We start from the raw sequence: 26,923 nt of genomic DNA, 5'->3' as shown, positions 1-26,923 counted from the left end.
GATGGCGATGGCGCGAGCGCGCTGGAGAGCCGGACTGATCTTCCTGACATCCGCGGTCGTGGCGACAGGGGCTTCCCTGGCCCCCGCCGCCCCCGCACTGGCCGATCCCGCACCGGCCGATTCCGCGAAAGCCGCCGACCCGGCGAAGTGGGTGAACCCGTTCGTCGGCACCCGGCCCGGCGGCGCGGACCACGGAACCGGCGGCGGCGCGGGCAACACCTTCCCCGGCGCGGTCGCGCCGTTCGGGATGGTGCAGTGGAGCCCGGACACGAAGAAATCCCAGCCGGGCGGCTATTTCTACGACGACACCACGATCACCGGGTTCAGCCTCACGCACCTTTCCGGCGCGGGCTGCACCACCTACCAGGACCTGCCGTTCATGCCGTACGTCGGCGAGATCAGCACGTCGCCGGCGACCGATCCGGGCCATTACACCTCGACGTTCTCGCACCAGAACGAGCACGCGACCGCGGGCGCGTACGACGTCGCCCTCGACAACGGCGCGAAGGTCGAGCTGACCGCGACCCAGCGCACCGGTTCCGGCCGGTTCACCTACCCGGCGGGTGCGGCGTCGACGTTGCTGGTCAACACTTCCGGCTCGGTCAACGGCACCGACGACGCGTCGATCAGCATCGGCAAGGACACCATCAGCGGCTGGGCGACCAGCGGCCGGTTCTGCGGCGCCAAGGATTCCTACCGGATCTATTTCTCGGCGAAGTTCGACACCCCGTTCGAGTCCGTCGGGACGTGGAAGAACGGCGCGGTGACCCCGGGCAAGACCGCGGAGACCGGCGGCGCGAAGGCGAAAGTCGCGCAGCCCAACGGGATCGGCGCTTCGCTGGCGCGTCCAGCCGCGGCGAAACCGCAGGACACCACGGTCAGCGGACCGGGCAGCGGCGGGTACGTGACGTTCCCGAACCTCAACGGCGCACAGGTCAATGTCCAAGTTGGACTGTCCTTTGTGTCCGTCGACGGGGCGAAGGCGAACCTGAAGGCGGAGAACAACGGCAAGAAGTCGTTCGAGGCGGTGGCCGCGTCCGCCCGGCAGGCGTGGAACGACCAGCTCGGCAAGATCCAGGTCAGCGGCGGCAGCGACGCCGACACCACGACGTTCTACACCTCGCTGTACCACTCGCTGATCCAGCCGAACGTATTCTCCGATGTGGACGGCCGGTACCCCGGCTTCGACGGCCGGATCCACCAGGCGGAGCGCGGGCACGCGATGTACACCAACATCTCCGGTTGGGATATCTACCGCTCCGAGGTTCCGTTGCTGGCCACGATCGCGCCGAAGCAGACCTCCGATCTCGTGCGCTCGATGATGGCCTTCGCCGAACAGGGCGGTTCGTGGGACCGCTGGACGGTGGCGAACGACTACACCGGCGTGATGAACGGGGATCCGTACCACATCATCGTCTCCAGCGCCTACGCGTTCGGCGCGCGTGACTTCGACGCGCAGAAAGCGTTGCTGCTCATGCTCAAGGGCGCGACGCAGCCGACCCAGGGTTACGTCGAGCGTCCGGGTCTGCAGGACTACCAGCGCCTCGGCTACGTGCCCGGCGCGGCGGCGGACACGCTGGAGTACACGAGCGCGGACTTCGCCATCGCCCAGTTCGCGAAGCGGCTCGGCGACAGCGCCACGTACACCACGTTCATGAAACGCGCGCAGTACTGGCAGAACCTCTACAACCCGGGCAGCGGACACCTGCAGCCGCGCAACTCCGACGGCTCGTTCTCCGCGAACTACGACCCGGCCAGTTCGCAGGGCTGGGTCGAGGGCAACGGCGCGCAGTACGACTGGATGGTCCCGTACGACCTCGCCGGTCTCGTGACCGCGTTCGGCGGCAACACCGCGACGCAGTCGCGTTTGGACACGTTCTTCACCAAGCTGAACGCCGGAACCCATGAGCCGTACGCGTTCCTGGGCAACGAGCCGAACTCGAACGCGCCGTACGTGTACTCGTTCGCCGGTGCTCCGGCGAAGACGCAGAACATCGTTCGCCGGGCGATGGACGAGCTGTACAACCCGCGTCCGGAAGGCCTGATCGGCAACGACGACCTCGGGCAGATGTCCTCCTGGTATGTCTGGTCCGCGCTCGGCGTCTACCCGGAGATCCCGGGCCGCGCCGAAACCGTGCTGACCACCCCGCGATTCGCGCACGCCGAGGTGACCACCGGGGCGGGCAAGAAGATCACCGTCAACGCTCCCGGCACCGGCGAGTACACCAGCGGCCTGAAGGTGAACGGCAGTGCGGCCAGCAAGGCATGGCTGCCGGAAGGATTGATATCTCAGGGCGGCAAGCTGGACTTCACCCGCTCGACGACCGCGACCGCGTGGGGTTCCGCTCCGGCCGACGCGCCGCCGTCGTTCCGCGAGCAGGAGAAGCCGAGCCTGTCCTTTGTGGACCCGGCACGCGCGGTGGTGCCCGCTGGCACGACCGCGACCGCTTCGGTGGGCGTGCAGGACCTGTCCGGCACCGCGAGGACCTGGACCTATTCGGCGGGCAGCGCGGACGGCATCACGCTGACCCCGGCGACCGGTTCCGTCCAGGTCCCGGCGGCGGGCAAGGGGCACGCTGACGTGACGGTGAGCGTTCCGGCGGGCACCTCCGACGGCCCGCGCCGGATCCCGGTCACCTTCTCCTCGCCGGGTCTCGCGGACGTCCAGGCGGTGCTGACCGTCCTGGTGGCGAAGCCGAACAGCTGGCTGGCCACGGTGAACAACACCGGTCTGTCACCGGACGCGAACTCGGCGGCGGGCAACTTCGACGGCGGCGGCTGGAGCTACTCCGCGGACGCGCTGGCCAAGGCCGGGGCCAAGCCGGGCAGCACGGTGTCGAGCGACGGGCTGAACTTCACCTGGCCGTCGTACCCGGTGGGCGACCCGGACAACGTGGTCGCCGCAGGGCAGACGATCAACCTCACCGGTTCGGGACGGCTCGCGCTGCTCGGCGCGGCCAGCAACGGCAACGCCCAAGGCACGCTCACCGTCACCTACACCGACGGCAGCAAGTCGACCGCCACCATCGGATTCTCCGACTGGACCCTGGGCGGCGGCGGAGCGCAGCCGGCGTTCGGCAACCGGATCGTCCTGTCCACGCCGTACCGCAACTCCGCGGGCGGCGACCCGCAGCAGATCCGCACGATGGTGTTCGCCACCGCGCCGATCACGCTGGCCGCGGGCAAAACCGTCGCGAGCGTGACACTGCCGAGCGGCGTCAGCGGCGGAGACCTGCACGTCTTCGCCATCGCCGCGGGCTGACCTTCCGTGAGGGGAACCCTGAGGGACTCAGCTTCCTTCAGGGTTCCCCTCACGGACTTTTCCCAGAGGAGTCTCATGAGGAGCAGGGTTTTGGCGGGCGCGCTGGCGCTCGCGGTGACCGCGGCCGGGCTCACGCCGGTGGCGGCACAAGCGCGTCCAGCAGATCCGCTGGACGCGGTCAACACCTTCATCGGCACGCAAGATGAGGGCAACACTTTCCCGGGCGCCTCCGCGCCGTTCGGCATGGTGCAATCCAGCCCGATCACCACGCATTACGCCGGATACCTCTACACCGACACCGCGATCCGCGGCTTCGGCCATTTCTTCCTGTCCGGGGCGGGTTGCTGGGAACAAGGCGGCCTGGTGTCCATGCTGCCCACCACCGGCGAAATCGGCCCGGGCGCGGCTTTCGACACCAGCAAGCCCGCGACCTTCGACCAAACCAAATACGCCGCGCCGTACACACACGAAGGCGAAGTCGGCAAACCCGGCTACTACAAAGTGCATCTCACCGGCTACGGCGGCATCGACGTCGAAACCACCGCCAGCACCCGCAGCGGCGTCGAACGGTACACATTCGCGAAACCCGGCCCGGCCAACGTTTTCGTGAATGTCGGACAGGCCAACGCGAAGGAGCCGGTCACCGGCAGCAGCGTCCGGATCGTCGACGACCACACCATCGCGGGCACCGTCGAATCCCAAGCCTTCTGCGGCGGAAAGCCCTACACCACTTACTTCACCACGAAATTCGACCAGCCGTTCTCTTCCTACGGCACGTGGTCGCCGGAGGGCGGCACGCCGGGCAGCCGCTCGGCACAGGGCGGCGCGGGCTTGCGCGGCGCATGGCTGACCTTCCCGAAGGGCGGCCAAGTCACTGCCACCACGTCGATTTCCCAAGTGGACGCTCGCGGCGCGGACACGAACCTCGCCGCCTCGCGCGTCCGTCCGTTCGACGCGGTGAAGAACGACGTCCAGCGGGACTGGCGGCGCGAACTGTCCAGTGTGGACATCACCGGCGGCACCCCGGACGACCGCACGGTCTTCTACACCTCGCTCTACCACGCCTTCTTGCAACCGCTGACCGCGAACGACGCAGACGGCCGGTACTACGGCTTCGACAAGAAGATCCACCGCGCGATCGGCTGGACGTACTACGACTTCTTCTCCCTCTGGGACACTTACCGCTCGCAAAACCAGCTGCTGGCCCTGCTCAAACCGGACCGGGCCCGCGACATCGCGAAGAGCATCCTCGCCATCCACGACCAGGGCGGCTGGCTCCCGCGCTGGGCGTACGCGAGCCAGGAAACGAACACCATGACCGGTGATCCCGTCACGCCGTTCCTGGTCGACCTGTGGCGATTCGGCGCGCTGAGCGGCAACGAAACGCACGCCTACCAAGCGCTGCTGCAGAACTCCCGCGAGATCCCGCCCGCGTCGTCGCCGTTCCAGGGCCGCTCCGGCAACGCGAGCTACCAGGCCGACGGATTCGTCCAGTACGACCCGAACTTCCCGAAAAAGGGCCAGGACACCGACCCGGCCCACGGCGCGTCCGCCACGCTGGAGTACGCCCTCGCCGACTGCTCCCTCTCCGTGATGGCCTCCGCGCTCGGCCGCGAGCAAGACGCGAAGCAGCTGGCGGCCAAGGGCCGGACGTACGCGACGCTGTGGGATCCGTCGGTGACCGACCGCGGCTTCACCGGCTACTTCCGCCCGAAGGTGAGCGGCGGCAGCTGGTACACCCCGGCCGACGGCCCGTACAGCCCGCAGGGCCAGGATGGCTTCCACGAAGGCACCGCGTGGCAGTACCAGTGGCTGGTGCAGCAGGACGTGCCCGGCCTGGTCGCGAAGATGGGCGGCGCGGCCAACGCGGGCAAGCGGCTCGACGACTTCTTCGCCTACGACGACCTGGTGAAGGACCCGGCGAAGACCGCGCACGAGAAGTGGGTCGTCGGCCCGTACGACTACTACCGCCAGTTCCGCTACAACCCCAACAACGAGCCCGATTTGCACTCGCCGTGGATGTACACGCTCACCGGGCAGCCGTGGAAGACCTCCGCGGTCGTGCGGGCCGCGCACACGCTGTTCACGAACGCCCCCAACGGCGTCACCGGCAACGACGACCTCGGCACCATGTCCGCCTGGTACGTCTTCAGCGCGCTCGGCCTCTACCCGGCCGTCCCGGGCACCGGCGACTTCGTGCTCAACGCGCCGCGGTTCGCCAAGTCCGTGCTGCACCTGCCGAACGGCCGCGACGTCACCATCACCGCGCGCGGCGCGCACGGAGCGCAGCTGCAGTACGTCTCCGGGCTGCGCGTCAACGGCACGGCGTCGGACAAAACGTTCGTCAGCCTCGAACAACTGCGCCGCGGGTCCACTCTGGACTTCTCGCTGACCGGCGACGCGCCGCGAGCCACGTGGGGAACGTCACGCTCGTCCGCGCCGCCTTCTCCTTGTGCCGGTTAGTGTTCGATCGTGGACAGTCGGTGAAGACCGCCTCCCGGATCTTGGGATCGGGAGGCGGTCTTTCCCGTTAACCGGGCATTTCCCGCCCGTTTCCGCCTGCCGTCCGGAATTGGTGCAGACCTTTGCCGCGATCGCTCGTGACCAGAGTCACGGGCCCCGGTGTTCCGGTGAGGCCGGTCACGCCTCACACTGGTCTCATACCCGTTCGACAGTGCTGTTGACGCCAGGCGGTTCCGTCCGCCTTGGACAGTCCGTCGGACGTGTTTTTGTGTGTGCAGTCAGCACGCACCAGGTGACGCACAGGAGGATGTCGTGTCCAGCAAGGCCGCTCTCGTGTTCCGCGTGGCCGCAGTCGCCGAGGCTCTGTCCTGGCTCGGCTTGCTGATCGGGATGTTTCTCAAGTACGTCGTCGACGCGTCCAATGAGGGCGGCGTTCCCGTCCTCGGCATGGTGCACGGCGTCGTCTTCGTCCTGTACGTGATCACCTCCCTGTCCGTGGCGAAGCCGCTGGGCTGGCGCGGCAAGACGCTGACGCTGGCGCTGCTCGCGAGCATCCCGCCGCTGTTCACCTGGCTGTTCGAGAAGTGGGCGCTGCGCAACGGCAAGCTCGACGGCCCGCAGCGGCTGTCCCACGGCGGCGTCGGCCTCTTCGTGCGCACGCGCGAGACTGTGAACGCCTGATCTTCGCTTTTCCGGAGGGCCCACGCGACGACCGCGTGGGCCCTTCGTGCGTTACGAGGTGAAGTCGCCCGCGGACTTGCGGACCTTGGTGAGCAGCTCGGTCAGCTGCTCCACCTGCCGCTCGGTGAGCCCGGTGAGCCCGAAGTCGATGTCGGTCACCGCGGCGGTGGCGGCCTCCCGCAGCGCGCGGCCCTCGTCGGTGATCTCGACGAGCGTGGTGCGCCGGTCGGTGGGATGCGGCACGCGCTTGACGAGCCCGTCGCGTTCGAGCCGGTCCACTATGTTGGTGACGCTGGTGGGATGCAGTTGCAGCCGTTCGCCCATCACCCGCATCGGCAGCCGCGCGTTGCGGGAGAAGGTGAGCAGCACGAGCGCCTCGTAGCGGGCGAAGGTGAGGCCGTGCGGCTTCAGCGCGCCGTCGACCGCCGACTGGATGATCTGCTGCACCCGCATCACACCGGTGACCGCGGCCATGGTTCCGGCCGGGCCGATCCGGTCTTCCCACAGCTGCGCGGCACGGGCGATCGGATCGAACGGCAGCGGACGGTTCATGGCAACCGAAGCTACCAGCGGGTACCCCGGTCGTGGGGGTCGGTATGGGAGAACAGGGAAAGGAAGCCACATGATCGTCGCGTTCAGCGTGAGCCCCTCGGCGGCGGAGCCGGACGGCGGAGTGAGCGAGGCCGTCGCGCGCGCGGTGAAGGTGGTGCGCGAATCCGGGCTGCCGAACTCGACCAGTTCCATGTTCACCGAAGTCGAAGGTGAGTGGGACGAGGTGATGGCGGTCGTGAAAAAGGCGGTCGAGGCCGCGGGCGAGGGCTCGGCGCGGGTCGGGCTGGTGCTGAAGGCCGACATCCGTCCCGGTTACGACTCCGGCCAGCTGACCGCGAAGGTCGAGCGGGTGGAAGCGCACCTGCGCGAGGACTGAGCTACGGGATCGGCGGGGTGAAGGCGACGGTCCAGCGTCCTTTGGCGCTGGTCACCGCGAGCCGGTAGCTGAACTGCTCGCCGGTGCCGGTCTTCCCGCGCACGACGGCGGTCGTGGGGGAGTGTTCGTCCGGGGAAAGCTGCACGGAGAGGTCGTGTGCGTTGCCGTCCTTGAGGACGTTGACGTAGTCCTTCGCGAGATCGTCGCCGCCGGAACCGGGGACGTCGAAGAGCCCGGCGAGCGCGTCCGCGTCCCGCCCGGCCAGCGCGGCGGTCAGTTCCGCGCGCAGTTCCGGCGGGGACGCCGCACCCGGCGGGTCCTGGTGCGCGACGGTCAGCGTGATGCTGGCAATCCACGCGACCGCGACCACCACGGCGGCGGCCACCGTGGCGTTGCGCCGGCTCAGCATCCTCGGGCCTCCTCGTTGTCCTCGCCGGAAGCATGCCTCAGCGGGGTGCCCATGCCAAAAGCGAACCTCGGGGCTGCTGCTGAACTCTCGCGGCGAGGCGTGCCAGGATGGAGGGCGTGACACACCCACGCGGATCTGCAGCGAACTCAGCGGCGTTGTCCGCCGCGTTGTCCGGCGCGGTCGACCTGTCCGCGCTCAAAGCCAGGGCGGAGGCGAACCGGAACCAGCCGCAGGCCCCGCCCGCGCGCCCGTCCGGCGGCGAGCCGAGTGCCTCCGCGCCGCCCTCGGACGCGGTGCTCGAGGTCACCGAGGCCACCTTCCAGGCCGACGTCGTCGAACGCTCGCTCAACCAGCTCGTGGTCGTCGACCTGTGGGCCGAATGGTGCGGGCCGTGCAAGCAGCTGAGCCCGGTGCTGGAACGCCTGGCCGGCGAAGCGGGCGGCGCCTGGGTGCTCGCGAAGGTCGACGTGGACGCCAACCCGCGCATCGCGCAGCTCTTCGGAGCCCAGTCGATCCCGACGATCGTCGCCATCGCCGGCGGCCAGCCCGTGGACGCCTTCTCCGGCGCGCTGCCGGAGCCGGAAATCCGCAAGTGGCTGGGCTCGCTGCTCGACGCCCTGCGCGACCGCCTGCCCGGCATCCGCGCCGCCGAAGAGGCCCGCGGCCCGGTGGAGGAGCCGGAAGACCCGCGCTTCACCGAGGCCGAGGAAGCCTTCGAACGGGGCGACTACGCCGCCGCGCAGGCCGCGTACGAGCGCATCCTGGACGCCGAACCGGCCAACGAACTGGCGAAGAACGCCCTGGCCCAGGTCAAGTTCACCGCCCGCGCCGAAGCGGCCGACCCGAGCGCCCGCGAGAAGGCCGCGGCCGACCCGAAGGACATCGACGCCCAGCTCGCGGCCGCCGACCTGGACATCGCGGAGCAGGACGTGGAAGGCGCGTTCCGGCGGTTGGTCGACGTCGTCCGCCGCACCTCCGGCGACGACCGCAACCGGGTCCGGGAACACCTGGTGGCGTTGTTCGACCTCTTCGACCCGGCCGACGAGCGGGTCTCGAAGGCCCGGCGGGACCTGGCGAGCGCCCTGTTCTGAGCTGACGAAAAGGGCCGCACCGGAACGGGTGCGGCCCTTTTCGCTGTCAGGCGTACAGCTTCGAGCAGGAAGACGAGCCCTCGAGATATCCCCGCCGCAGCGCCTCGACCCGGTCGAACCCGCTGTCCGGCCGCTCGCCGTTCACGTTCGCCGACACCAGCCCGTCCGGCCGCAGCAAGTCCGCGATCGCCTCGTCCAGATCCCCGGAGGAGAGCTTCAGCTTCACACCCCCGGTCGGATGGTTCGAGAACGCTGCCCAAGCCCCCACCAGACAGGCCGTCCGCAGCCCGGCATTGGGCGTGTCGATCGACGCCCCCACGCCCTTCTGCACCCCGATCGCATACCGCGACGCCAGCTCGGCGAAAGCGGCGAAGTCGCCGAGCCCGCCCCCGGCCTTCCCGGCCATCTCGGCTTCCTGGTCCACCGGCTCGGCCAGCCGCTCCAATGCCCGCTGGTCGAAAGCCACCGTGTTGTCGTTGGGGCAATAAGACGCGGGCGGCGTGCTCGGCCCGCCGGGGCAGCTGCCCGACCCGGCCCGGAACTGCGGCCCCTGCACCCCGGCCCCCTTGAACGCCTCGTCAAGGCTGGCCTTCACCCTGGCCAGCAGCTGCTCGTCGAACCGGACGTCGCCCTTCCCCCGGTCCCCGGAGTCGAACGGCCGCTCGGTCAACCGCTTCTGCACGTTCTGCGCGTTCATCCCCGCGCATTCCTTCGGCCCCTTCTCGAACCCGGCCTGGAACGCGTACGTCCGGTCGAACGCGGTCCCGTGCGCCTGCCGGTCCGTCGCGCTGGTCCCGGCCTGGTCGCGGATGAAGAACATCGCCGCCAGGATCTGGTCCAGCCCCTCCGCCGTCGACACCCGGTAGAACTTGCTCTTGTCCTCGGCGACCCACCGGAAGTACCCGCCGGCGAAGCAGTCCGCCTGCTGTTCCTTCACGACGGTCGGCGTCGACTTCGAGATCCCCGCCGCGGCCCCGAGCCGGTACTGGATCGCGTGGCCGAACTCGTGCGCCAGCACGGTCACCACCGCCATCGGGCCGAACCGCTTGCGCAGCATCGGCAGCAGCACGCCGCGGTCCCACGCCACCGAATCGTCGCCCGCGCAGTAGAACGCGTTCACCAGCTGCTTGACGCTGCCGCACGCGGTGTCCTCGGTGTCGCGCTTCGAGTCGTACGACAGCAGCGACTTGACCGGCTCGAACTGCTTGCCGCCGAACTCCGCGGGCAGCGCCTCGCTCCAGTACGCCTGCACGTCCGCGATCGCGGCGGTGGCCAGCTGGTCGTCCTCGCCGCCGCCGGCGTTGCGCACCCGCAGGTCCGGCTTCGGCGCGCCGGAACGCAGCCCGCTCTCGAAGTGCGTGACCGGCAGCCCGGCGACGTTCCCGGCGCCCGGCGTCGCCGCGGGAGCCTTGTCCCCGCACGCGGCCGTCCCCAGCACGGTCGCCGCGACCAGCGCGACCAGCGCGTACCGGCGTCCCCCTCGGCTCATGTTCCCTCGTTCCACTTCCGCGTCCGACAACGAACCCGGACATTACTGACCCGGACGGCGCACTGCGCGGACAATCCCCGAAGTGGGGTGCGAGCGCGCGCGAAGCGGGCCGGATATCGTCGCTGACCATGCGTGCAGTTCGCCGGTTCACCGTCCGCGCCAGCCTGCCCGAGCCGCTCGCCGGGCTCGGCGCACTCGCGACCAACCTCCGCTGGACCTGGCATCCGCCGACGCGCGACCTGTTCGCCTCGATGGACGCCGAGCTGTTCAACAAGATCCGCGACCCGCTGCGCATGCTCACCGCGCTGCCGCCGGAGCGGCTCGAGGAGCTGGCGAAGGACGAGGACTTCCTGCGCCGCACCCGCGAGGCCGCGGCCGGGCTGGAGCGCTACCTCACCGAACCGCGCTGGTACCAGCGGCGCACCGATGAGGGCCTGCCGCAGGCGGTCGCGTACTTCTCGATGGAGTTCGGGGTCACCGAGGCGCTGCCGAACTACTCCGGCGGCCTCGGCGTGCTCGCCGGCGACCACCTCAAGGCGGCTTCGGACCTCGGCGTGCCGATGGTCGGCGTCGGCCTGCTGTACCGGTCCGGCTACTTCCGCCAGGGCCTGTCGCTCGACGGCTGGCAGGTCGAGCACTACCCGGTGATCGACCCGAACGCCTTCCCGCTGGAGCTGGTGACCGAGGCCGGCCGCCCGGTGCTGGTCGAGGTCGCCATGCCGGGCGGGCGGGACCTGCGCGCGCAGATGTGGCGGGCGCGCGTCGGCCGGATCCCGCTGCTGCTGCTCGACACCGACATCGAGGCCAACGACGAGGACCTCCGCTCGGTCACCGACCGGCTCTACGGGGGCGACGCCGACCACCGGATCCGGCAGGAGATCCTGGCCGGCATCGGCGGGTTCCGCGCGGTGCGGAAGTTCTGCGAGCTGACCGGGCATCCGCAGCCGAAGGTGTTCCACACCAACGAGGGCCACGCCGGATTCCTCGGGCTGGAGCGCGCCCGCGAGATCATCCAGTCCGACGGGCTCGCCTTCGACGAGGCGCTGCCCGCGGTCCGCGCCGGCACCGTGTTCACCACCCACACCCCGGTCAGCGCGGGCATCGACCGTTTCCCGGTCGACCTCGTGCAGCGGTATTTCTCCGACGGCAGGCTCGTCCCGGACGTCGACGTCCGGCGCGTGCTGCAGCTCGGCGCGGAGGACAACCCCGGCCTGTTCAACATGGCGCACATGGGACTGCGGCTGGCGCAGCGCGCGAACGGCGTCTCCGAACTGCACGGCCGCGTCACGCGCCGGATGTTTTCCCGGCTGTGGCCCGGTTTCGACGAGGCCGAGGTGCCGATCTCGTCCATCACCAACGGCGTGCACGGGCCGACCTGGGTGGCGCGCGAGCTGAGCGCGCTGCTCGGCGGCAACCACGAGGAGTTCGGCCACGAAGGACGCACGCCGGACAGTTCGCTGCGCGACGGCGTCAGCGACCAGCAGCTGTGGGAACTGCGCCGGGAACTGCGGGAGAAGCTGGTCGGCGAGGTCCGGCGGCGGGTGCGCGCGGCGTGGATGCAGCGCGGCGCCTCAGCGCTGGAACTGGGCTGGACCGACCGCGTTTTCGATCCGGACGTGCTGACCGTCGGCTTCGCCCGCCGCGTGCCGACGTACAAGCGGCTCACGCTGATGCTGCGCGATCCGGACCGGCTGCGCGCGCTGCTGCTGGACGAAAAACGGCCGATCCAGATCGTGATCGGCGGCAAATCGCATCCCGCCGACGAGAACGGCAAGCAGCTGATCCAGCAGATCGTGCGGTTCGTCGACGATCCCGCGGTGCGGCACCGGATCGTCTTCCTGCCGGACTACGACATGTCGATGGCCCGCTACCTCTACCGCGGCTGCGACGTGTGGCTGAACAACCCGGTGCGGACGCTGGAGGCGTGCGGCACGTCGGGCATGAAGAGCGCGCTCAACGGCGGCCTCAACCTGTCCATCAAGGACGGCTGGTGGGACGAGTGCTACGACGGCTCGAACGGCTGGGCCATCCCCACCGCGGACGGCGTCACCGACCCGCTCCGCCGCGACGACCTCGAAGCCGCGGCGCTGTACGACCTGCTCGGCCAGCAGATCGCGCCGCTGTACTACGACACCGGCGAGGACGGCGTGCCGACCGGCTGGCTCGCGATGGTGTGGCACACGCTCGAAACGCTGGGCCCGCGCGTGCAGGCGTCGCGGATGGTGCGCGAGTACGTCGATTCCGGTTACCTGCCCGCGTCGCGGATGGTGGCCGCCGCCACCGGCAACGGCCACCAGGGCGCGCTTTCGCTGGCCGACTACCGGACCAAACTGGAGGTCGCCTGGCCGCGCGTGCGGATCTTCGACGCCGAACTCCAGTACGACCACACCGAACGGCTCGTGGTGGGCACCGAGGTCACCATCCGCGCCCGGATCGACCTCGCCGGGCTCGATCCGTCCGAAGTGGACATCCAAGCCGTGGTCGGCCAGGTCGGCGACGGGGACGAACTCGCGGATTCGGTGCAGGTGCCGATGATCCCGGACGGCATCGGCGCGTTCGCCGCGACCCTGCGGCTGCCGCGCGCCGGCTCGGTCGGCTACACGGTGCGGGTGCTGCCCAAGCACCCGCTGCTGGCCAGCCCGGCGGAGCTGGCGCGCGTCGTGCTCGCCTGAACCGGTCGACGGCGGAAGCCGGCCGGCCGGGCTCAGTGGCGGCATTCCGTCTCCCGTTCGGCCAGTTTCCGCTCCAGGCGCCGCCGCGCGTTCCAGCACACTCCGACGGCGGTGAGGCACACGCCGTTCGTCCAGGCCAGCACGACAATCACGAACAGTTCCACCGGATCGCTCCATTTCTTTCCCGTGGACGCTTTCGTCGTGAACGTAGCCGCGGTCCGGCGGGGTACACCGCTGTTCCGGTGATTCTCGCGGGAAAGTCGTGAGCCCGGAGGCGATACGCGTCGTCATCCCGAATTGCCGCTGAGTAATCCTGGCGTGATTTTCCCGGGATTTTTCCCGTTGTTGACCCGGTGCCAGCCGGGACTTTTCCCCGTTTTCCCAGGAAAACGCGGGGGCGGGCGTTCGACAAGGAATATTCCAGGAACGGACGGCGGCGAAATGTCGTTTAGGATCCTTGCCCGTGATCGACAAAGGGGGAGTCCGCGTGAGCTGGTCGCGCCCGGAACCGCCGATGAGCGTCGCGTTGCGCAAAGCGGTGGAGGGATTGCACAAGGGAAGCGGCGTCTGGCACGAAGACCTGCGCCGCCGGCTCGGCGCGGAACTGTGCGGCCGCTGGCAGATCCCGGCCGCGGCGCCCGCGGCGGACGTGCGCGTGGTCGTCGTCGCGCGGCTCGCCGCGGTGCTCGAGAGCTTCGGCGACGACCGGCTCTCCCGCGTGTTCTGGGCGGCGTTCAACGTCGGCCTCCCGCGCGACGAGGAGAACGCGAAACTGGCGGGGCGGTGCGCCGGGCTCGGCATCAGCCGCACCAAATTCGATGAGCAGCGGGAACTGTTCACCCGCCGGATCAAGGAAAGCCTCGTCCGCCCGCTGCCGCCGCTCGGCCCGGCCGAGCTGGCCGCCGCCCGTGCGCTGCTGGAGCCTCCGCCGGCGCGTCCGGAAGAGCACGTGCTCGACGCGCTCGCGGACGTGCCCCGGCTCGTGCTGGCGAAATTCCCCGAGGACACCGTGCGGATGCCGTTCGTCGGCAAGGAACTGCTGATCGCTTCGCTGGGCGGGGCGGGCGACTGGTGCTGCGTGTTCACCAACGACCGCGGGCTCGGCGAATACGGGAAAGCGCTGGGACAGCGGTGGACGAGCGTCCGGTCGTGCTCGGGCCGGGAAGCCGCGCGGGCCGCCGCCCGCGCGACGGCGGGGCTGCTGGTGAACCCGAACGCGGGCTTCGGCGGCGGAACCGAACGGATGCTGTCGCTGCCGCTGTCGGTGGTGCGGGAGATCGCCGGAACGGAGCCGCGATGACCGGGTACGAAACCGATCCCGCGCAGCTCGGCCAGGCCGCCGACGGCCTGGCCGAACTGAACGCGGACGCGAAACACCGGCGTGGCGCGCTTCGCTACAGCGCCCAGCCCAGCCGGGCAGGCGAGGTGCTGCTGGCGCGCAGCCTGGAGCGCTTCCAGGCCGCTTCCCTGCGCGCCGCAGACCTGGTCTCGACCGACCTCGCCCGGCTCGCCGAGCGGCTCGAAACGGCCGCGAAGCAGTACGCCGCTTACGAATCCGATGCCGCCGCCGCGATCGAAGAGATCGCCGACAAGCCGCCGGAGGACAACGGCCCGAGCGAGATCCGGACGGTTCTCGGCTGATGGCGGAGTGGTCCGACGACATCTCGTCGCTGATGCGCGCCGAGGCCGACCGGTGCGGCTGGCTCGCCCGCCTGCTGGACCCGCTCGCCGCGGGGCTGGAGGAGCACGCCCTGCCGGAGTGGACCGGCACGGGTGCCGAGGCGTACGCCACGGTGCGCGAGAAACAGCGCGCGCAGGCCGAAACCGCCGCGGAAGCCCATCGGGTCGCCGCGGCGGCTTTGTACCGGTACGCCGATGCCGCGCAGAGCTTGAAGAACCGCCTGCTCGACGGCGAAGACGAGCCCACGCTGCTGTCCGAACGCGGCCGGTGCGCCGACGAGGCCGCCCAAGCGCTGGACCTGGCCACCGAGCGGCTCGACGAGCTTCAGCCCACTTTGGACGCGCTCCCGCAGCAGCGCGCGGTCACCGTCGAACGTCCGTCGGCGGCCGAACGCCCGGTGGTGCTGAACCTGCCGACGCAGACCCGGCAGCCGGAATGGGACCGCGCGCAGTTTCCGGTGCCGGGCGGGCAGAACCCGCACCTGCAGGCGCTCAGCGACGCGGTCCTCCGGCATTTCCAGGCGAGCATCGGCACGATCTCGGCCCGCCTGGAACCGGACCGCTGAGCCAGTCAGTCGACCGCCCGCGAACCGCCTTTTCGCACCGGCAACCCGGCCGCGGCCCACGCCCGGAACCCGCCGACGAGGTCGGTGGCCTTGGCCAGCCCCAGCCGTTGCAGATCCGCCGCCGCGAGGCTCGACGCGTACCCCTCGTTGCACACCACCACCGCGACGGTCTCCGCGGAAACCCCGGGCAGCCGCCATTCGCTCTCCGGAGCCAGCCGCCATTCCAGGTGGATCCGCTCGACCACCACCGACCCGGGGATCTCGCCCTCGGCGACCCGGTTGGCGTACGGCCGGATGTCCACGATCAGCGCGCCGTCGGCCTGCAGGTCCGCGGCGCGCGCCGGGTCCGCCCGGTCCAAGGTGGACCGGGCGGCGGAGAGGAACTCGTCCAGTGCGGTCATGACCGCACAATGGCAGGAAGCGGCGGGATCTCGTTCGGCACGTCGGCGAGGCTCGCGTACTCGCGGGTCGGCACCAGCGGCGGCGAGTAGGCGTGCACGCTGGCGGCCGGTTCGTCGCCGACGCCGAGCACCTGGTGCGCGCGCCCCGCGCCGAAGCCGATGCCCTGCCCGGCGGTGTGCGTACGGCGGCGCACCGGGCCGCCGGGGTAGCGGTACTCCTCGCCGAGTTCGCCCTGCAGCACGGTGAACGAACCGGACGCGCCGCCGTGGTCGTGCGGCTTCGTGTGCTGGCCGGGCAGCCACGACAGCAGCCACAGCTCGACGCCGTCGGTCAGGGCCAGGCGTGCCCACCAGCGCCGGTCTTCGTCGAAGCGCAGGACCTCGCGCAGGCTGGTGGTCAGTTCGGTGGTGACGGTGCGGGTCAGCTCGGCCAGCTCGCGCGGCGTCCAGAGCAGCCGCGCCGGGTGCAGCAGCTCGGGCAGCAGCGGATCGGTCAGCTGGGGGTGGATCTCGACTTCCGGACGGACGATGGACGTGGTCAACGGAGGCTCCTGGAATATGTCGGAAAAGTGCCGGGGCGCGAGGCAGCGCGGCACGCCGACGAGGATCAGCGTGCGTGCCGCGCCCGGCTACATCCGCTGGAAGCGACCAGGAGCAGGTCGATCGCGCGACGGCGCCAGAACACGGGGCGCGCGGACCTGGTCATGGCCTGGATGCTGCCACAGCGTCGCGATCAAGGCCGCTCGTCCCATCCGCTGGACACCCGGCGCGCGGTTGCCGGTCCGCACCGGCCCCGGGCGCCCGCTCAAGTTCCTGGCATCGAGCGTTACGCCCGGGCGGGTGCGCGCCCGCGCCCGGGCGACCGCCACAATGGGGCCCGTGAGCGAGCCGATCCTGCCCAGCGATCCTGACGACCTCGTCGTGCGGATGTCCGGTGTCGGCGTCCGCCGTACCGGAAACGACCTCCTCGCGGCCCTCGACTGGGCGGTGGAGCTGGACGAGCGATGGGTGGTGCTCGGGCCCAACGGGGCCGGCAAGACCACCCTGCTGCGCCTGGCCGCCGCCGAACTCCACCCCACCTCCGGCACCGTCGACCTGCTCGGCGACCGGATCGGCAAGGTGAACGTCTTCGACCTGCGCCCGCGCATCGGGTTCACCTCCGCCGCGATCGCCCAGCGCGTGCCCGGCGACGAGCGCGTCGGCGACGTCGTGGTCAGCGCCGGGTACGCGGTGATGGGCCGCTGGCGCGAGCGGTACGACCGGATGGACCTCGACCGGGCCACCGAACTGCTCGGCACGCTCGGCATCGCGCACCTGGCCGAGCGCACGTTCGGCACGCTCAGCGAGGGCGAGCGCAAACGCGTGCTGATCGCCCGGTCGCTGATGACCGACCCGGAGCTGCTGCTGCTCGACGAGCCCGCCGCCGGCCTCGACCTCGGCGGCCGCGAGGACCTCGTGGCCCGGCTGTCGGCGCTCGCGATGGACCCGGACGCGCCGGCGATGGTGCTGGTCACCCACCACGTCGAGGAGATCCCGCCGGGCTTCACCCACGCGCTGCTGCTGCGCGAGGGCCGCGCGGTGGTGTCCGGGCTGGTCGACGACGTGATCACCAGCGAGAACCTGTCCAAGACGTTCGACCAGGACCTGGTGCTGCAGCGTTCGGGCGAGCGGTTCTTCGCCCGCCGCAGGTAGGTTTGCGCTTACCGGCCGGTAGCCTGCTGTCAGTTCGTCAACGAGGAGGAATCCCGTGGGAGAGTTCGTAACCCTGGAAGTCGAGGGCGGGGTCGGCACGATCCGGCTGGACCGGCCGCCGGTCAACGCGCTGAACAACCAGGTGCAGGCCGAGCTCGCCGAGGCCGCGCGCGAGGCGTCCGACCGCGACGACGTGCGCGCGGTGATCCTCTACGGCGGCGAGAAGACCTTCGCCGGCGGCGCGGACATCAAGGAGATGGCCTCCCGCACGTACCCGGAGATCGCGAAGTTCGGCGCCGAGCTGACCGCGTCGCTCGCCCGGGTCGCGAACATCCCGAAGCCGGTCGTCTGCGCGATCACCGGCTACGCCCTCGGCGGCGGCCTCGAACTGGCGCTCACCGCGGACTGGCGGATCGCGGGCGACAACGTGAAGGTCGGCCAGCCGGAAATCCAGCTCGGCATCATCCCCGGCGCGGGCGGCACGCAGCGGCTCACCCGGCTGATCGGCCCGAGCAAGGCCAAGGACCTGATCTTCACCGGCCGCTTCGTGAAGGCCGACGAGGCGCTCAAGCTGGGCATCGTCGACGAGGTCGTGGCGCCGGACGACGTGTACGCGGCGGCGCACAAGTGGGCCTCGCAGTTCGTGAACGGCCCGGCGGTGGCGCTGCGCGCGGCCAAGGCGGCGATCGACTCCGGCCTCGACGTGGACCTGGCCACCGGCCTGAAGATCGAGACGCAGCTGTTCACCGCGCTGTGGGCGACCGAGGACCAGAAGAACGGCATGCAGTCGTTCATCGACAACGGCCCCGGCAAGGCCAGCTTCGAGGGGAAGTGACTTCCGTGTCCGACCCGGCGCCGAACCCGCACGCCACCGAAGACGAGGTCAAGGCGGCCTACGCCGACCCGAAGCTCGCGAACGTCCTCTACCACGACTGGGAAGCCGGGACGTACGACGAGAAGTGGTCGATTTCCTACGACGAGCGCTGCATCTCCTACGCCACCGACGTGTTCAACGCGGTGGCCGGCGAGGACGGCCAGCCCTACCAGCACGCGATGGAACTGGGCAGCGGCACCGGGTTCTTCCTGCTGAACCTGATGCAGGGCGGCGTCGCGAAGAAGGGTTCGGTCACCGACCTGTCGCCGGGCATGGTGCAGGTGGCGCTGCGCAACGCCGAGAACCTCGGCCTCGACGTCGACGGCCGGGTTGCCGACGCGGAGCGGATCCCCTACGACGACAACACGTTCGACCTCGTGGTCGGGCACGCGGTGCTGCACCACATCCCGGACGTGCGCCAGGCGTTCGGCGAGGTGCTGCGCGTGCTCAAGCCGGGCGGGCGGTTCGTGTTCGCCGGCGAGCCGACGAAAATCGGCGACCGCTACGCCCGCCGGCTCGGCCAGCTCACCTGGTTCCTGACCACGAACGTCACGAAGCTGCCCGCGCTGAGCGGCTGGCGGCGTCCGCAGTCCGAATTGGACGAATCGTCGCGCGCGGCGGCGCTGGAGGCCGTGGTCGACATCCACACCTTCGACCCGTCGGAGCTGGAAGCGATGGCGCGCGGGGCCGGTGCGCAGGACGTCCGCGCGGTCACCGAGGAGTTCTCGGCGGCGCTGGCCGGCTGGCCGATCCGCACCTTCGAGGCCGCGGTGCCGCAGGAAAAGCTCACCGTGCGCTGGCGGCTGTTCGCCTACCACCTGTGGCTGCGGCTGTCCGCTTTGGACAAGAAGGTGCTGTCGAAGGTGCTGCCGCGCGAGCTGTTCTACAACGTGATGATCACCGGGACCAAACGGCCGTCCTGAATTGCCCTACAGTTTCACGCTCGACGACGTCGCCTTCCTGCGCTCCGGCGCGGGACGGGCGGCGCTCGCCGAGTGTTCCGCTTTGGACGGTTCGCGGATCGCGGACGTCACCATGGCTCGTCGCCTGGTCGGGGAGCACGCTTCGCCGGTGCTGGAAACCGTTGCGCTGCGGCGTAAATCGGCCTTGAAGCTCGCTGCCTCCGCGGATTGGCTGTTCACTGGCGACGCCCTGCAGCAGGCGAGCGCGACTCCGGTGGCCCGGCACCGGGCTTCCCGGCTCGCGGGGTTGCCGGTGCATGACGTCACCTGCTCGGTCGGCGCGGACCTGGTTGAACTGTCTCGGGTCGCGTCGGTGGCTGTGGGGTCCGATGTGGACCCGGTGCGGTTGGGAATGGCTCGGCACAACGCTTCCGCCGCCGGAGTTTCGCCGCTTGTCGCGCGTGCTGACGCCTTGCGTCCGGTTTCCCGCGACACCGCCGTGGTCGCCGACCCCGCCCGCCGTGATTCCGCGGGCCGCCGGGTGTGGCGTCCGGCCGACTTTCTGCCGCCGCTGGACGAACTCGTGGCTGCCTACCCCGGCCGGGTCCTGTCGGTGAAATGCGGCCCCGGCATGGATTTCTCCATCGCGCCGTGGGCGGACGAGGTCGAACTCGTGTCGCTCGACGGCCAAGTCCGCGAAGCCTGCCTGTGGCGAGGGCTTTCGTCCGGCGTGACGCGCCGCGCGACAGTGTTGCGTTCGGACGGTGCACAGTGGACTCTCACCGACGCGGAACCGGACGACATCCCCGTGCGGGCGGCAGGGGAGTGGCTGATCGACCCGGACGGCGCGGTCGTGCGGGCAGGCCTCGTGCGCCATTACGCCGCGCGGCACGGCTTGTGGCAGCTGGACGAACGCATCGCCTACCTTACCGGTGACACGCCGCCGCCGGGAGTGCGTGCGTTCCGGGTGCTGGAACAGTTGCCGTACCGGGAAAAAACGCTTGGGCAGGCGTTGAAGAAGCTCGACGTCGGACGGCTGGAGATCCTCGTCCGCGGCCTTGAGGTAGACCCGGACGCCTTGCGGCGCAAGCTAAAACCGCGCGGCAGTGAAGAGTCCACTGTGGTGCTGACGCGAATCGGCCGGTCGCCGGTGGCGTTCGTCTGCCGGGCCGAACGCATCCCAACGGAGGGTTTTCAAGCCGGGGAACGCGGCGTAAGTTCGGCGGGTTGACGAATCACCACTGGAGGGTCGCTGTGTCACGTTTTCCCGCTCTCGTCAAACTGGCCGCCGCGGCGGCCGTCGGCGCCACCGTCGCAGGCGGCGCGACCGCGCTCGCCGGATCGGACGCGGCCACCGCCGCGCACGGCCGCGAACCGGCCAACATCGGCCAGGTGAAGAACGACGTCAAGGCGTACTACGGCGACTGGCTCGACGCGTCCGGCAAGCACCACTACTCCGAAACCAGCCGGTTCGTCACCGACACCAAGCGCGTGGTCGCCGACGCGAAGCGGTACCTGCAGCAGAAGCTGGGGAAGGTGAAGAACCCGGCGATCGTGCTCGACGTGGACGACACGTCCGAGGTCACCTACGGCTGGGAAGCCGACAACGACTTCGGCTTCGACCCGGTGAAGCAGCAGAAAGCCATCGACGACGGCACTTTCGAGGCCAACAAGCCGGTGCTGGAACTGGCGAAGTGGGCCGCCGACCGCGGCGTGCGGATCTACTTCCTGACCGGCCGCAACGACAAGCAGGGCCCGCAGTCGCTCAAGAACCTCGCGAACGAGGGCTACCCGACCCCGGCCGGCGCGTACTTCAAGCCGAAGACCACCCCGCCGGACTACCTGCCGTGCGGGCTGACTTGCAACACCGTGCAGTACAAGTCGGGCACCCGCGCGCACATCCAGTCGACCGGCGCGCACATCGTGCTCAACCTCGGCGACCAGTTCAGCGACCTCGAAGGCGGCTACGCCGATCACCCGGTGAAGCTGCCGAACCCGATGTACTACCTGCCCTGAGTCTTTACCGGAAGCAGCCCGGGTCCCGCGCCGGGCCCGGGCCGCTCCGTCTCTTCTCAGCCGGAATACCCGGCGAAGATCCTCGAGAATTCGTACGGCTGCTGGGAAATGTTGGTGCACCGGTAGAGCGGCCCGTTGCACGCGTTCGCGTCGCGGCCGAGTTCCCAGAACGACAGCATTCCGATGTGGACACTCTGCGCGAAGCTCACCACGGCGCTGGCGTCCTTTTGGTAGAAGATCTCGTTCTGCGAATCGTTGACGCCCAGCATCGGCGTGAGCCCGACCTTCCGCCAAGCGTCCGCATCGGACAGTCCGAGCGCCGATTTCAGTTGCGCCTGCGTGGATCGCGCCGCCTGGATCGCCTTGGCCCCTTGGTCGCCGGAGCCCTGGTAGTAGTCCATCGCCATCACGTTCACCAGGTCGAGGTCGACGCCCGCGTCCCGCGCGGAGGTCACGACGTTCACTCCGTCCGAGGTGAGCCCGGTGGGAAGCACCGGCAGGGTCAGGGAAATCTTGAGCCCGGGATTGTCGTCCTGCACCTTTTTCAGTGCCTGCGAACGAAGTTTGATCGAACCGGGATCGGCGACCGCCGCGCCCTCGATGTCGATGTCGATATACTTGAGGTCGTAGGCTTTGATCACCGCCTCGTACTCGCCGGCCAGCGAATTGACGTCCCCGCACGCCTGCGCGAGCTCGACGCCGGACGCGCCGCCGAAGGAGACTTTGACGTCCCCGCCCGCCGCGCGGATCTTCGCGATCTCGTCGGACTGCCACCCCTGCCGAGGGTCGTAGGCCGCGAACCAGCTGGCCTTGCAGGCAGCTCCGGTGACGAAGCCGAGGGTGAAACTCTTGATGCCGCTCTGCGCGGACATCGAAGACAACACGGGCGACGGCCAAGCGCCCATGTCCACATAGGGCGCGAGCGCGATCGACGAGCTGCTCGCCGCGGCGCTCGGCGGGACCGCCAGTCCGGCTGCGGCCAGCAACCCGCCGAGCGCGGCCGCCAGTTTCCGGGGGGAGGGGAGACGCATAGGTGGAACCTCCACGGTGAGGACCGAGGGGCGGTGAACCCCTGTCCAAATGGTATAGACCAATAACTCCGCAGAGGCCATACTCCATTAGTAGGCCGATCCGTCCCGCTGAGCGGGATTCGCCCGTGTCATGGCGAGCCGGTGCCAGATCCTCGAACACTGCACCCCCGGCTCCGAGCCCCACCGGCAGGAGACGCACTTCACCAGCTCAACGCACTGCCGCGCGATCTTTCCCCTCCCGGCGGTCCGCCGATCTCACCGATCCTCGGACGCCAGATTCTCCGCACAGATGCTCAACAGCCCAGCCAGCCGCCGCCGCTCCGACTCCGACATCCCGGCCAGCATCCGCTCCTCGACCTCGCCCACCACTCGATGCGCGTCTCCCAGCCGAGCTTCCCCATCCGCGGTGAGCCGCACCGGCCGCGCCCGCCCAGCCGACGCCTCCTCGGCAACCGCGACCAGTCCAGCCGTCTTCAACCCGGTCAGCACATCCCGCAACGACTGCCGCGTCACAAAACACCGCCGCGCCAACTCGGCCGACGACGCCCCCGGATTCTCCGCCAAGGCGACCAGCACGGCGTACTGCGACATCGACAACCCGATCGGCCGCAACCGCTCGTCCGACACCTGCCGAAACGCCTGCTGCACCCGCTTCACGAGATACCCCGGCCGCCGCGTCGTCTCTTGACTCATGACAGGAACCTTACACATACTGCGTCTGCCAGTCAGGTCGAAGGAGGAGCCATGACGACTATCAGCACCGACGCCGACGTCGCCACCCTGGTCAACGTCTTCACCGTAGCCCCGGAAAAGCAGCAGGCCTTGGTCGCCGTCCTGACGACAGCGACGGAGGAGGTCATGCGCCACCGTCCCGGCTTCGTATCCGCGAACATCCACGCGAGCACCGACGGAACCCGCGTGGTGAACTACGCCCAGTGGGCCAGTGCCGATGCGTTCCACGCCATGCTCGCCGACCCGCACTGCCGCGAGCACATGTCCGCCGCCACGGCCCTGGCCGAGGACGACCCGCACCTGTACACAGTGGAATCCATACACCACGCCTGACGCGGGTTCGCTGCGCGCCGTCCAGCCAGGTGCTTCCCGCGTCCCGGGTCAGGCCCGCTCCGACGGGAGTTGCTCGTCGCGCGCCTTTCCTCGACCATGCTTTTCACCGCCCCACCTCCAGCCCGGCCGAGCCGCGGGCCCGCTTCCCTGAGAGGTGTCGCTGGGCGGCCTTGCTCGGGGACGCTTTCGCTGCTTGCCCCGCCCCAGCCTGGCCAACCCACCGCCTCCCGACTAACCGGCCGCCACCTCTGAACCAACCGCCCCCACTTCCGTCCGCGCTTGTCTCGGTACCTCAAACGTCTCCGGCCTGGCCGAGCTGCCGCTCCCGCCTAACTTGGCCGCCGCCTCCGTGCCCGCCGTCCCGCTTCGTTCGGCACGTGCCTCGGCGCCTCAAACGTCTCCGGCCTGGCCGAGCCGCCACTCCCGCCTCACCGGCCGCCACCGCTGAACCCACCGCCCCCACTTCCTTCCGCGCTTGTCTCGGCACCCCAAACGCCTCCAGCCCGGCCGAGCCCCACCCGGCCGGACCGAAGCCACCCCTCACCTCTTCCGTGCCACCAGCACCGTGTCCCGAACCACCGTCTCCCCGTCCGCCGCGGCCCGCTCGCGCACCTCCGCGGCCACCGAATCCCACGACTGGTCCAGCGTCTCCGCCACCTCCTCGGCCGTGAACATCATGTCCGGCATGTGCGGCCGCCCGGCGTGGTGATCCGCGGGGTCGTGCCCCACCACCAGCAGCGTCCCGCCCGGCGCCACCGCGTCCGCGAGCCGCGCGAACGCCGCCGTGCGGGCCGCCGACGGAATGTGCAGGAAATGCGACGTCACCAGGTCGAACTTCGACTCCGGCACCCATTCGGACAGGTCCGCGGCGAGCCACGTGATCCGGTCCGCCACCCCGAGTTTCGCCGCCTGCGCCCGCCCGCGGTCGATGGCCGTCGCGGAGAAGTCGACCGCCGTCACGCGCCAGCCCTGCTGCGCAAGCCACAGCGCGTCGCCGCCCTCGCCGCAGCCCGCGTCCAGCGCGTGCCCCGGTTTCAGGTCGCGAGCCTCGGTCACGAGCTGGTCGTTCGGCCGCCCGCTCCAGATTTCGTCCCGCGAGCGATACCGCTCCTCCCAGGAAGCGCGATCGAACGGCGGCGCCGCGTGCTGCTCGTTGGCCCGCGCGACCTCCCGCTCCATCTCGTGCGAGAACGGCATTTCCCGCAGCCGCACGGCTTCCGCGGCCTCCTCCTCGACCAGGTCGCCGTTGATCGCCGCCCCGGCCGTCAACCCCGCCGCGGCCGAAACCACGACCTGCGCCCGCATGTCCGTGACGTTCCCCGCCACCCACAAGCCGGGCACGGCCGTCCGGCCGGTCGCGTCCGCGGGCACCCGGGTGCCGATCACGAAACCGTTGAACTCCACCGGTTCCGGTTCGATGCCGAGCGGCGCGAGAAAGTCCGCCCGCGTCCTGGCCGGCGCCGCGACCGCCAGCGCCTCGCGCGCCACGACCTCGCCCGATTCGAGCCGCACCCCGGTCAGCTGGTCACCCTCGGCCTCGACCGCGACGACGACTCCATCCACGATCCGGATTCCGCGGGCCAGCAGCGGAGCCTCGTCGAAATCCGCGTGCGTGTGCCGGAAAACGACCACGTCGTCGCTCAGCTGCCGCCACATCAGCGCCTGGTGCAGGGTCATCGGGCCGGTCGACAACACGCCGATCGCCCGGTCTCGAACCTCCCAGCCGTGGCAGTACGGGCAATGCAGCACGTCCCGTCCCCAGCGCGCTGCCAGCCCGGCGACCTCGGGCAGCTCGTCCACGAGACCGGTCGCGACCAGCACCCGCCGCGCGTGCGTGCGCCGTCCGTCGGCCAGCGAGACCTCGAACCCGTTGTCTCCCTTGGCAATCGACGTCACCGTCTGGGCGAGCACCTCGCCGCCGTACCCGGCCAGCTCCGCGCGACCGAGCGAGAGCAGCTCGGCCGGCGGCGTGCTTTCGCGGCCCAGGTAGTTGTGCACGTGCCCGGCGGGCGCGTTGCGCGGTTCGCCGGAGTCCACGACCAGCACCGACCGCCGGGATCGCGCGAGCGCCACCGCCCCGCTGAGCCCGGCCGCACCGCCGCCGACCACCACCACGTCGTACTTCTCGTCCACTGGATCCTCCTGTCGTCCCCGTGCCACGGACTATCCGGAGAACGCGCCGACTTGACAAAGTTCTTTGCCGAAGTGGCAAATTGGGCGGCATGAGCGAAGACGACCAGGACCTCGGCGAGGTCCTGCACGCGGTCGGCCCGAGGCTGCGCGCCCTGCGCAAACAGCGCAACGCGACGCTGGCCGGCCTCTCGGAAACCACCGGGATCTCGGTGAGCACCCTGTCGCGGCTCGAATCCGGCCAGCGCAAACCGACCCTGGAGCTGCTGCTCGCCCTGGCCCGCGCCTACCGGGTCCCGCTCGACGAGCTCGTCGGCGCGCCCCCGCCCGGCGACCCGCGCTTGCACCCGAAACCGTTCGTCCGGCACGGCCGGACCTATCTGCCGCTCACCCGGCGTCCGGGCGGGCTGCGCGCGTACAAGATGCTCCTGCCGCCCGAGCCCTCCGCCGAGCCCCCGGACCTGCGGGTCCACGAGGGGTACGAGTGGATGTACGTCCTTTCCGGACAGTTGCGCCTGCTGCTCGGCGAGCACGACGTGCTCCTCCGTCCGGGCGAGGTCGCCGAGTTCGACACGCACGTTCCGCACTGGTTCGGCAACGCCGGCTCCGAGGTCTGCGAGATCCTGGCCCTCTTCGGCCCGCAAGGAGAGCGATTCCACGTCCGCGCCCGGCCTGCCTCTTGACGCATACCCATATCGGCATATGATTGCCGCATGGCACGGGCAGCGACCACCGCGGACGTCTTCAACGCCGTCGCCGAACCGCGGCGCCGGGAAATCCTGGACGTCCTGGCCGAGGGCGAACGTCCGGTGAACGACCTCGTCCGCGTGCTGGGCCTGGGGCAACCGCAGGTGTCGAAGCATTTGCGGGTGCTGCGCGAGGTCGGCGCGGTCGAGGTGCGGGACGAGGGCAGGCAACGGCTTTACCGGCTGAACGGCCGGGCCCTCAAACCGATTCACGACTGGGTGCGCCGCTACGAACGTTCCTGGGAGGAACGGTTCGCCTCGCTGGACGCCGTGCTGGACGAAATGGGCGCGACCGAGGAGGAAGACCACGACCGAGACGACGACCGGCACGGCGAAGGTGACCCTGCCCGCTGACGACCAGATCCTGATCACCCGCGATTTCGCCGCCCCGCGGCACCGCGTGTACCGCGCCTGGACCACGCCGGACCTGGTGAAGCGCTGGTGGGCGGGCAAGCACGGCACGGTGACGTCGGTGGACATCGACCTGCGAGTCGGCGGCCAATGGCGGTACGTGATGGTGGCGAACGGCGATTTCGAGGTCGCCTTTCACGGCGAATACCGAGAAATAACGCCCAATGAACGCCTCGTTCACACCGAGGTCTACGAAACCCCGGGAGCCGCGGACGTGGAGGCCCCCGTGGTCACCGTGACGTTCGCCGAAGCGGGCGACCGCACCACGGTGACCATGCTGATGGAAACGCACACCAAGGAGCTCCGCGACACCATTCTGGAGTCCGGGATGGAGGGCGGCATGCAGGAGTCGATGGACGCGCTGGAGGAAGTCGCGGTCTCGTTGGATTGAGCGGCTGACTCTGGCAACTCGGT

27 protein-coding genes are annotated in these 26,923 nt (G+C 70.0%); 18 read left to right on the top strand and 9 right to left on the bottom strand.

The window, feature by feature from the left end:
• The first annotated feature begins 1 nt into the window (after position 1).
• From F9C12_RS15725 to F9C12_RS15715, 3 genes are all read left to right on the top strand, one after another.
• Positions 2-3,262: a GH92 family glycosyl hydrolase gene (locus tag F9C12_RS15725; RefSeq protein WP_409466367.1), complete on the top strand. Its 3,261-nt coding sequence runs from the start codon at positions 2-4 to the stop codon at positions 3,260-3,262.
• Positions 3,263-3,337: 75 nt separating this feature from the next.
• Positions 3,338-5,725, top strand: a complete 2,388-nt coding sequence (locus F9C12_RS15720; protein ID WP_409466366.1) for a GH92 family glycosyl hydrolase — start codon at positions 3,338-3,340, stop codon at positions 5,723-5,725.
• 312 nt (positions 5,726-6,037) lie between these two features.
• A complete protein-coding gene (locus F9C12_RS15715) occupies positions 6,038-6,406 on the top strand; it encodes a DUF3817 domain-containing protein (protein WP_409182708.1) in 369 nt (122 codons plus the stop codon).
• Between the two features lie 51 nt (positions 6,407-6,457).
• Here F9C12_RS15715 and F9C12_RS15710 read toward each other — a convergent pair whose 3' ends face one another.
• Positions 6,458-6,958: a MarR family winged helix-turn-helix transcriptional regulator gene (locus tag F9C12_RS15710; RefSeq protein WP_009073908.1), complete on the bottom strand. Its 501-nt coding sequence runs from the start codon at positions 6,956-6,958 to the stop codon at positions 6,458-6,460.
• A 70-nt stretch (positions 6,959-7,028) separates the two neighbouring features.
• On the opposite strand from F9C12_RS15710, the gene F9C12_RS15705 reads away from it, so the two are divergent.
• Positions 7,029-7,334: an MTH1187 family thiamine-binding protein gene (locus tag F9C12_RS15705; protein WP_409182707.1), complete on the top strand. Its 306-nt coding sequence runs from the start codon at positions 7,029-7,031 to the stop codon at positions 7,332-7,334.
• A gap of 1 nt (position 7,335) precedes the next feature.
• Here the strand turns inward: F9C12_RS15705 and F9C12_RS15700 are convergent, their stop codons facing one another.
• Complete coding sequence (locus F9C12_RS15700; protein WP_409466365.1) at positions 7,336-7,743, bottom strand: hypothetical protein; 408 nt, start codon at positions 7,741-7,743, stop codon at positions 7,336-7,338.
• 116 nt (positions 7,744-7,859) lie between these two features.
• On the opposite strand from F9C12_RS15700, the gene F9C12_RS15695 reads away from it, so the two are divergent.
• On the top strand, positions 7,860-8,834 hold the full coding sequence (locus F9C12_RS15695) for a tetratricopeptide repeat protein (protein WP_409182705.1): 975 nt from the start codon (positions 7,860-7,862) through the stop codon (positions 8,832-8,834).
• 46 nt (positions 8,835-8,880) lie between these two features.
• On the opposite strand, the gene F9C12_RS15690 is transcribed toward F9C12_RS15695, so the two are convergent.
• Positions 8,881-10,323 carry a neutral zinc metallopeptidase gene (locus F9C12_RS15690; RefSeq protein ID WP_409466364.1) on the bottom strand — a complete coding sequence of 481 codons (1,443 nt, stop codon included), beginning with the start codon at positions 10,321-10,323 and terminating at the stop codon, positions 8,881-8,883.
• Between the two features lie 128 nt (positions 10,324-10,451).
• On the opposite strand from F9C12_RS15690, the gene glgP reads away from it, so the two are divergent.
• Positions 10,452-12,995: an alpha-glucan family phosphorylase gene (glgP, locus tag F9C12_RS15685; RefSeq protein WP_409466363.1), complete on the top strand. Its 2,544-nt coding sequence runs from the start codon at positions 10,452-10,454 to the stop codon at positions 12,993-12,995.
• A gap of 32 nt (positions 12,996-13,027) precedes the next feature.
• Here glgP and F9C12_RS15680 read toward each other — a convergent pair whose 3' ends face one another.
• The gene (locus F9C12_RS15680) at positions 13,028-13,159 is read right to left on the bottom strand and encodes a hypothetical protein (protein WP_409182702.1); all 132 of its coding nucleotides are present in this window, start codon (positions 13,157-13,159) and stop codon (positions 13,028-13,030) included.
• Positions 13,160-13,458: 299 nt separating this feature from the next.
• Between F9C12_RS15680 and F9C12_RS15675 the strand changes: the two genes are divergently transcribed.
• From F9C12_RS15675 to F9C12_RS15665, 3 genes are read left to right on the top strand one after another with little or no spacing between them, the layout of a single operon-like run.
• Positions 13,459-14,295 (top strand): hypothetical protein, encoded by an 837-nt coding sequence (locus tag F9C12_RS15675; protein ID WP_409182701.1) that lies wholly within the window; start codon positions 13,459-13,461, stop codon positions 14,293-14,295.
• On the top strand, positions 14,292-14,636 hold the full coding sequence (locus F9C12_RS15670) for a hypothetical protein (RefSeq protein WP_409182700.1): 345 nt from the start codon (positions 14,292-14,294) through the stop codon (positions 14,634-14,636). The genes F9C12_RS15675 and F9C12_RS15670 overlap by 4 nt, the downstream gene beginning before the upstream one ends.
• Positions 14,636-15,241, top strand: coding sequence for a hypothetical protein (locus F9C12_RS15665; RefSeq protein ID WP_409182699.1), 606 nt, complete (start codon positions 14,636-14,638; stop codon positions 15,239-15,241). The genes F9C12_RS15670 and F9C12_RS15665 overlap by 1 nt, the downstream gene beginning before the upstream one ends.
• A 5-nt stretch (positions 15,242-15,246) precedes the next feature.
• Here F9C12_RS15665 and F9C12_RS15660 read toward each other — a convergent pair whose 3' ends face one another.
• Entirely contained in the window at positions 15,247-15,642 is a 396-nt protein-coding gene (locus F9C12_RS15660; protein ID WP_409466362.1) for a rhodanese-like domain-containing protein, read from the bottom strand.
• Positions 15,639-16,184 carry a cysteine dioxygenase gene (locus F9C12_RS15655; protein WP_409182697.1) on the bottom strand — a complete coding sequence of 182 codons (546 nt, stop codon included), beginning with the start codon at positions 16,182-16,184 and terminating at the stop codon, positions 15,639-15,641. Before F9C12_RS15655 ends, F9C12_RS15660 begins: the two co-directional genes overlap by 4 nt.
• 328 nt (positions 16,185-16,512) lie before the next feature.
• On the opposite strand from F9C12_RS15655, the gene F9C12_RS15650 reads away from it, so the two are divergent.
• The 5 genes from F9C12_RS15650 to F9C12_RS15630 are packed head-to-tail and all read left to right on the top strand — an operon-like array spanning position 16,513 to position 21,126.
• Positions 16,513-17,334: an ABC transporter ATP-binding protein gene (locus tag F9C12_RS15650; protein WP_409182696.1), complete on the top strand. Its 822-nt coding sequence runs from the start codon at positions 16,513-16,515 to the stop codon at positions 17,332-17,334.
• Between the two features lie 55 nt (positions 17,335-17,389).
• Positions 17,390-18,169 (top strand): enoyl-CoA hydratase/isomerase family protein, encoded by a 780-nt coding sequence (locus F9C12_RS15645; protein WP_409182695.1) that lies wholly within the window; start codon positions 17,390-17,392, stop codon positions 18,167-18,169.
• Positions 18,166-19,131 (top strand): class I SAM-dependent methyltransferase, encoded by a 966-nt coding sequence (locus F9C12_RS15640; RefSeq protein WP_409466361.1) that lies wholly within the window; start codon positions 18,166-18,168, stop codon positions 19,129-19,131. Before F9C12_RS15645 ends, F9C12_RS15640 begins: the two co-directional genes overlap by 4 nt.
• A 1-nt stretch (position 19,132) precedes the next feature.
• A complete protein-coding gene (locus tag F9C12_RS15635; RefSeq protein WP_409466360.1) occupies positions 19,133-20,341 on the top strand; it encodes a THUMP-like domain-containing protein in 1,209 nt (402 codons plus the stop codon).
• A gap of 23 nt (positions 20,342-20,364) precedes the next feature.
• Complete coding sequence (locus tag F9C12_RS15630) at positions 20,365-21,126, top strand: HAD family acid phosphatase (RefSeq protein WP_409466359.1); 762 nt, start codon at positions 20,365-20,367, stop codon at positions 21,124-21,126.
• Positions 21,127-21,182: 56 nt separating this feature from the next.
• Here the strand turns inward: F9C12_RS15630 and F9C12_RS15625 are convergent, their stop codons facing one another.
• Both F9C12_RS15625 and F9C12_RS15620 read right to left on the bottom strand, forming a co-directional pair.
• The gene (locus F9C12_RS15625; protein ID WP_409466358.1) at positions 21,183-22,157 is read right to left on the bottom strand and encodes a chitinase; all 975 of its coding nucleotides are present in this window, start codon (positions 22,155-22,157) and stop codon (positions 21,183-21,185) included.
• Between the two features lie 255 nt (positions 22,158-22,412).
• A complete protein-coding gene (locus F9C12_RS15620) occupies positions 22,413-22,850 on the bottom strand; it encodes a MarR family winged helix-turn-helix transcriptional regulator (protein ID WP_409182690.1) in 438 nt (145 codons plus the stop codon).
• 51 nt (positions 22,851-22,901) lie between these two features.
• Between F9C12_RS15620 and F9C12_RS15615 the strand changes: the two genes are divergently transcribed.
• Positions 22,902-23,222 carry a putative quinol monooxygenase gene (locus tag F9C12_RS15615; protein WP_409182689.1) on the top strand — a complete coding sequence of 107 codons (321 nt, stop codon included), beginning with the start codon at positions 22,902-22,904 and terminating at the stop codon, positions 23,220-23,222.
• Positions 23,223-23,762: 540 nt separating this feature from the next.
• Here the strand turns inward: F9C12_RS15615 and F9C12_RS15610 are convergent.
• Entirely contained in the window at positions 23,763-25,355 is a 1,593-nt protein-coding gene (locus F9C12_RS15610; RefSeq protein WP_409466357.1) for a methyltransferase domain-containing protein, read from the bottom strand.
• Positions 25,356-25,444: 89 nt separating this feature from the next.
• Between F9C12_RS15610 and F9C12_RS15605 the strand changes: the two genes are divergently transcribed.
• From F9C12_RS15605 to F9C12_RS15595, 3 genes are read left to right on the top strand one after another with little or no spacing between them, the layout of a single operon-like run.
• Complete coding sequence (locus F9C12_RS15605; RefSeq protein WP_409466356.1) at positions 25,445-26,035, top strand: helix-turn-helix domain-containing protein; 591 nt, start codon at positions 25,445-25,447, stop codon at positions 26,033-26,035.
• A 30-nt stretch (positions 26,036-26,065) separates the two neighbouring features.
• Positions 26,066-26,452 (top strand): ArsR/SmtB family transcription factor, encoded by a 387-nt coding sequence (locus tag F9C12_RS15600; protein WP_409182686.1) that lies wholly within the window; start codon positions 26,066-26,068, stop codon positions 26,450-26,452.
• Positions 26,436-26,900: an SRPBCC family protein gene (locus F9C12_RS15595; protein ID WP_409466355.1), complete on the top strand. Its 465-nt coding sequence runs from the start codon at positions 26,436-26,438 to the stop codon at positions 26,898-26,900. Before F9C12_RS15600 ends, F9C12_RS15595 begins: the two co-directional genes overlap by 17 nt.
• Positions 26,901-26,923 lie beyond the last annotated feature (23 nt).

It is taken from the genome of Amycolatopsis sp. GA6-003, from assembly GCF_046267895.1.
Taxonomy (GTDB): domain Bacteria; phylum Actinomycetota; class Actinomycetes; order Mycobacteriales; family Pseudonocardiaceae; genus Amycolatopsis.
Note: the sequence above shows the minus strand (reverse complement) of the source record. Positions and strands in the feature narration are given on the sequence as shown.

Coding starts and splice junctions, on each gene's coding strand:
- F9C12_RS15725 (WP_409466367.1), top strand. CDS start 2: ATGGCGATGGCGCGAGCGCGCTGGAGAGCCGGACTGATCTTCCTGACA.
- F9C12_RS15720 (WP_409466366.1), top strand. CDS start 3,338: ATGAGGAGCAGGGTTTTGGCGGGCGCGCTGGCGCTCGCGGTGACCGCG.
- F9C12_RS15710 (WP_009073908.1), bottom strand. CDS start 6,958: ATGAACCGTCCGCTGCCGTTCGATCCGATCGCCCGTGCCGCGCAGCTG.
- F9C12_RS15705 (WP_409182707.1), top strand. CDS start 7,029: ATGATCGTCGCGTTCAGCGTGAGCCCCTCGGCGGCGGAGCCGGACGGC.
- F9C12_RS15700 (WP_409466365.1), bottom strand. CDS start 7,743: ATGCTGAGCCGGCGCAACGCCACGGTGGCCGCCGCCGTGGTGGTCGCG.
- F9C12_RS15690 (WP_409466364.1), bottom strand. CDS start 10,323: ATGAGCCGAGGGGGACGCCGGTACGCGCTGGTCGCGCTGGTCGCGGCG.
- glgP (WP_409466363.1), top strand. CDS start 10,452: ATGCGTGCAGTTCGCCGGTTCACCGTCCGCGCCAGCCTGCCCGAGCCG.
- F9C12_RS15670 (WP_409182700.1), top strand. CDS start 14,292: ATGACCGGGTACGAAACCGATCCCGCGCAGCTCGGCCAGGCCGCCGAC.
- F9C12_RS15665 (WP_409182699.1), top strand. CDS start 14,636: ATGGCGGAGTGGTCCGACGACATCTCGTCGCTGATGCGCGCCGAGGCC.
- F9C12_RS15660 (WP_409466362.1), bottom strand. CDS start 15,642: ATGACCGCACTGGACGAGTTCCTCTCCGCCGCCCGGTCCACCTTGGAC.
- F9C12_RS15650 (WP_409182696.1), top strand. CDS start 16,513: ATGGGGCCCGTGAGCGAGCCGATCCTGCCCAGCGATCCTGACGACCTC.
- F9C12_RS15625 (WP_409466358.1), bottom strand. CDS start 22,157: ATGCGTCTCCCCTCCCCCCGGAAACTGGCGGCCGCGCTCGGCGGGTTG.
- F9C12_RS15620 (WP_409182690.1), bottom strand. CDS start 22,850: ATGAGTCAAGAGACGACGCGGCGGCCGGGGTATCTCGTGAAGCGGGTG.
- F9C12_RS15615 (WP_409182689.1), top strand. CDS start 22,902: ATGACGACTATCAGCACCGACGCCGACGTCGCCACCCTGGTCAACGTC.
- F9C12_RS15605 (WP_409466356.1), top strand. CDS start 25,445: ATGAGCGAAGACGACCAGGACCTCGGCGAGGTCCTGCACGCGGTCGGC.
- F9C12_RS15600 (WP_409182686.1), top strand. CDS start 26,066: ATGGCACGGGCAGCGACCACCGCGGACGTCTTCAACGCCGTCGCCGAA.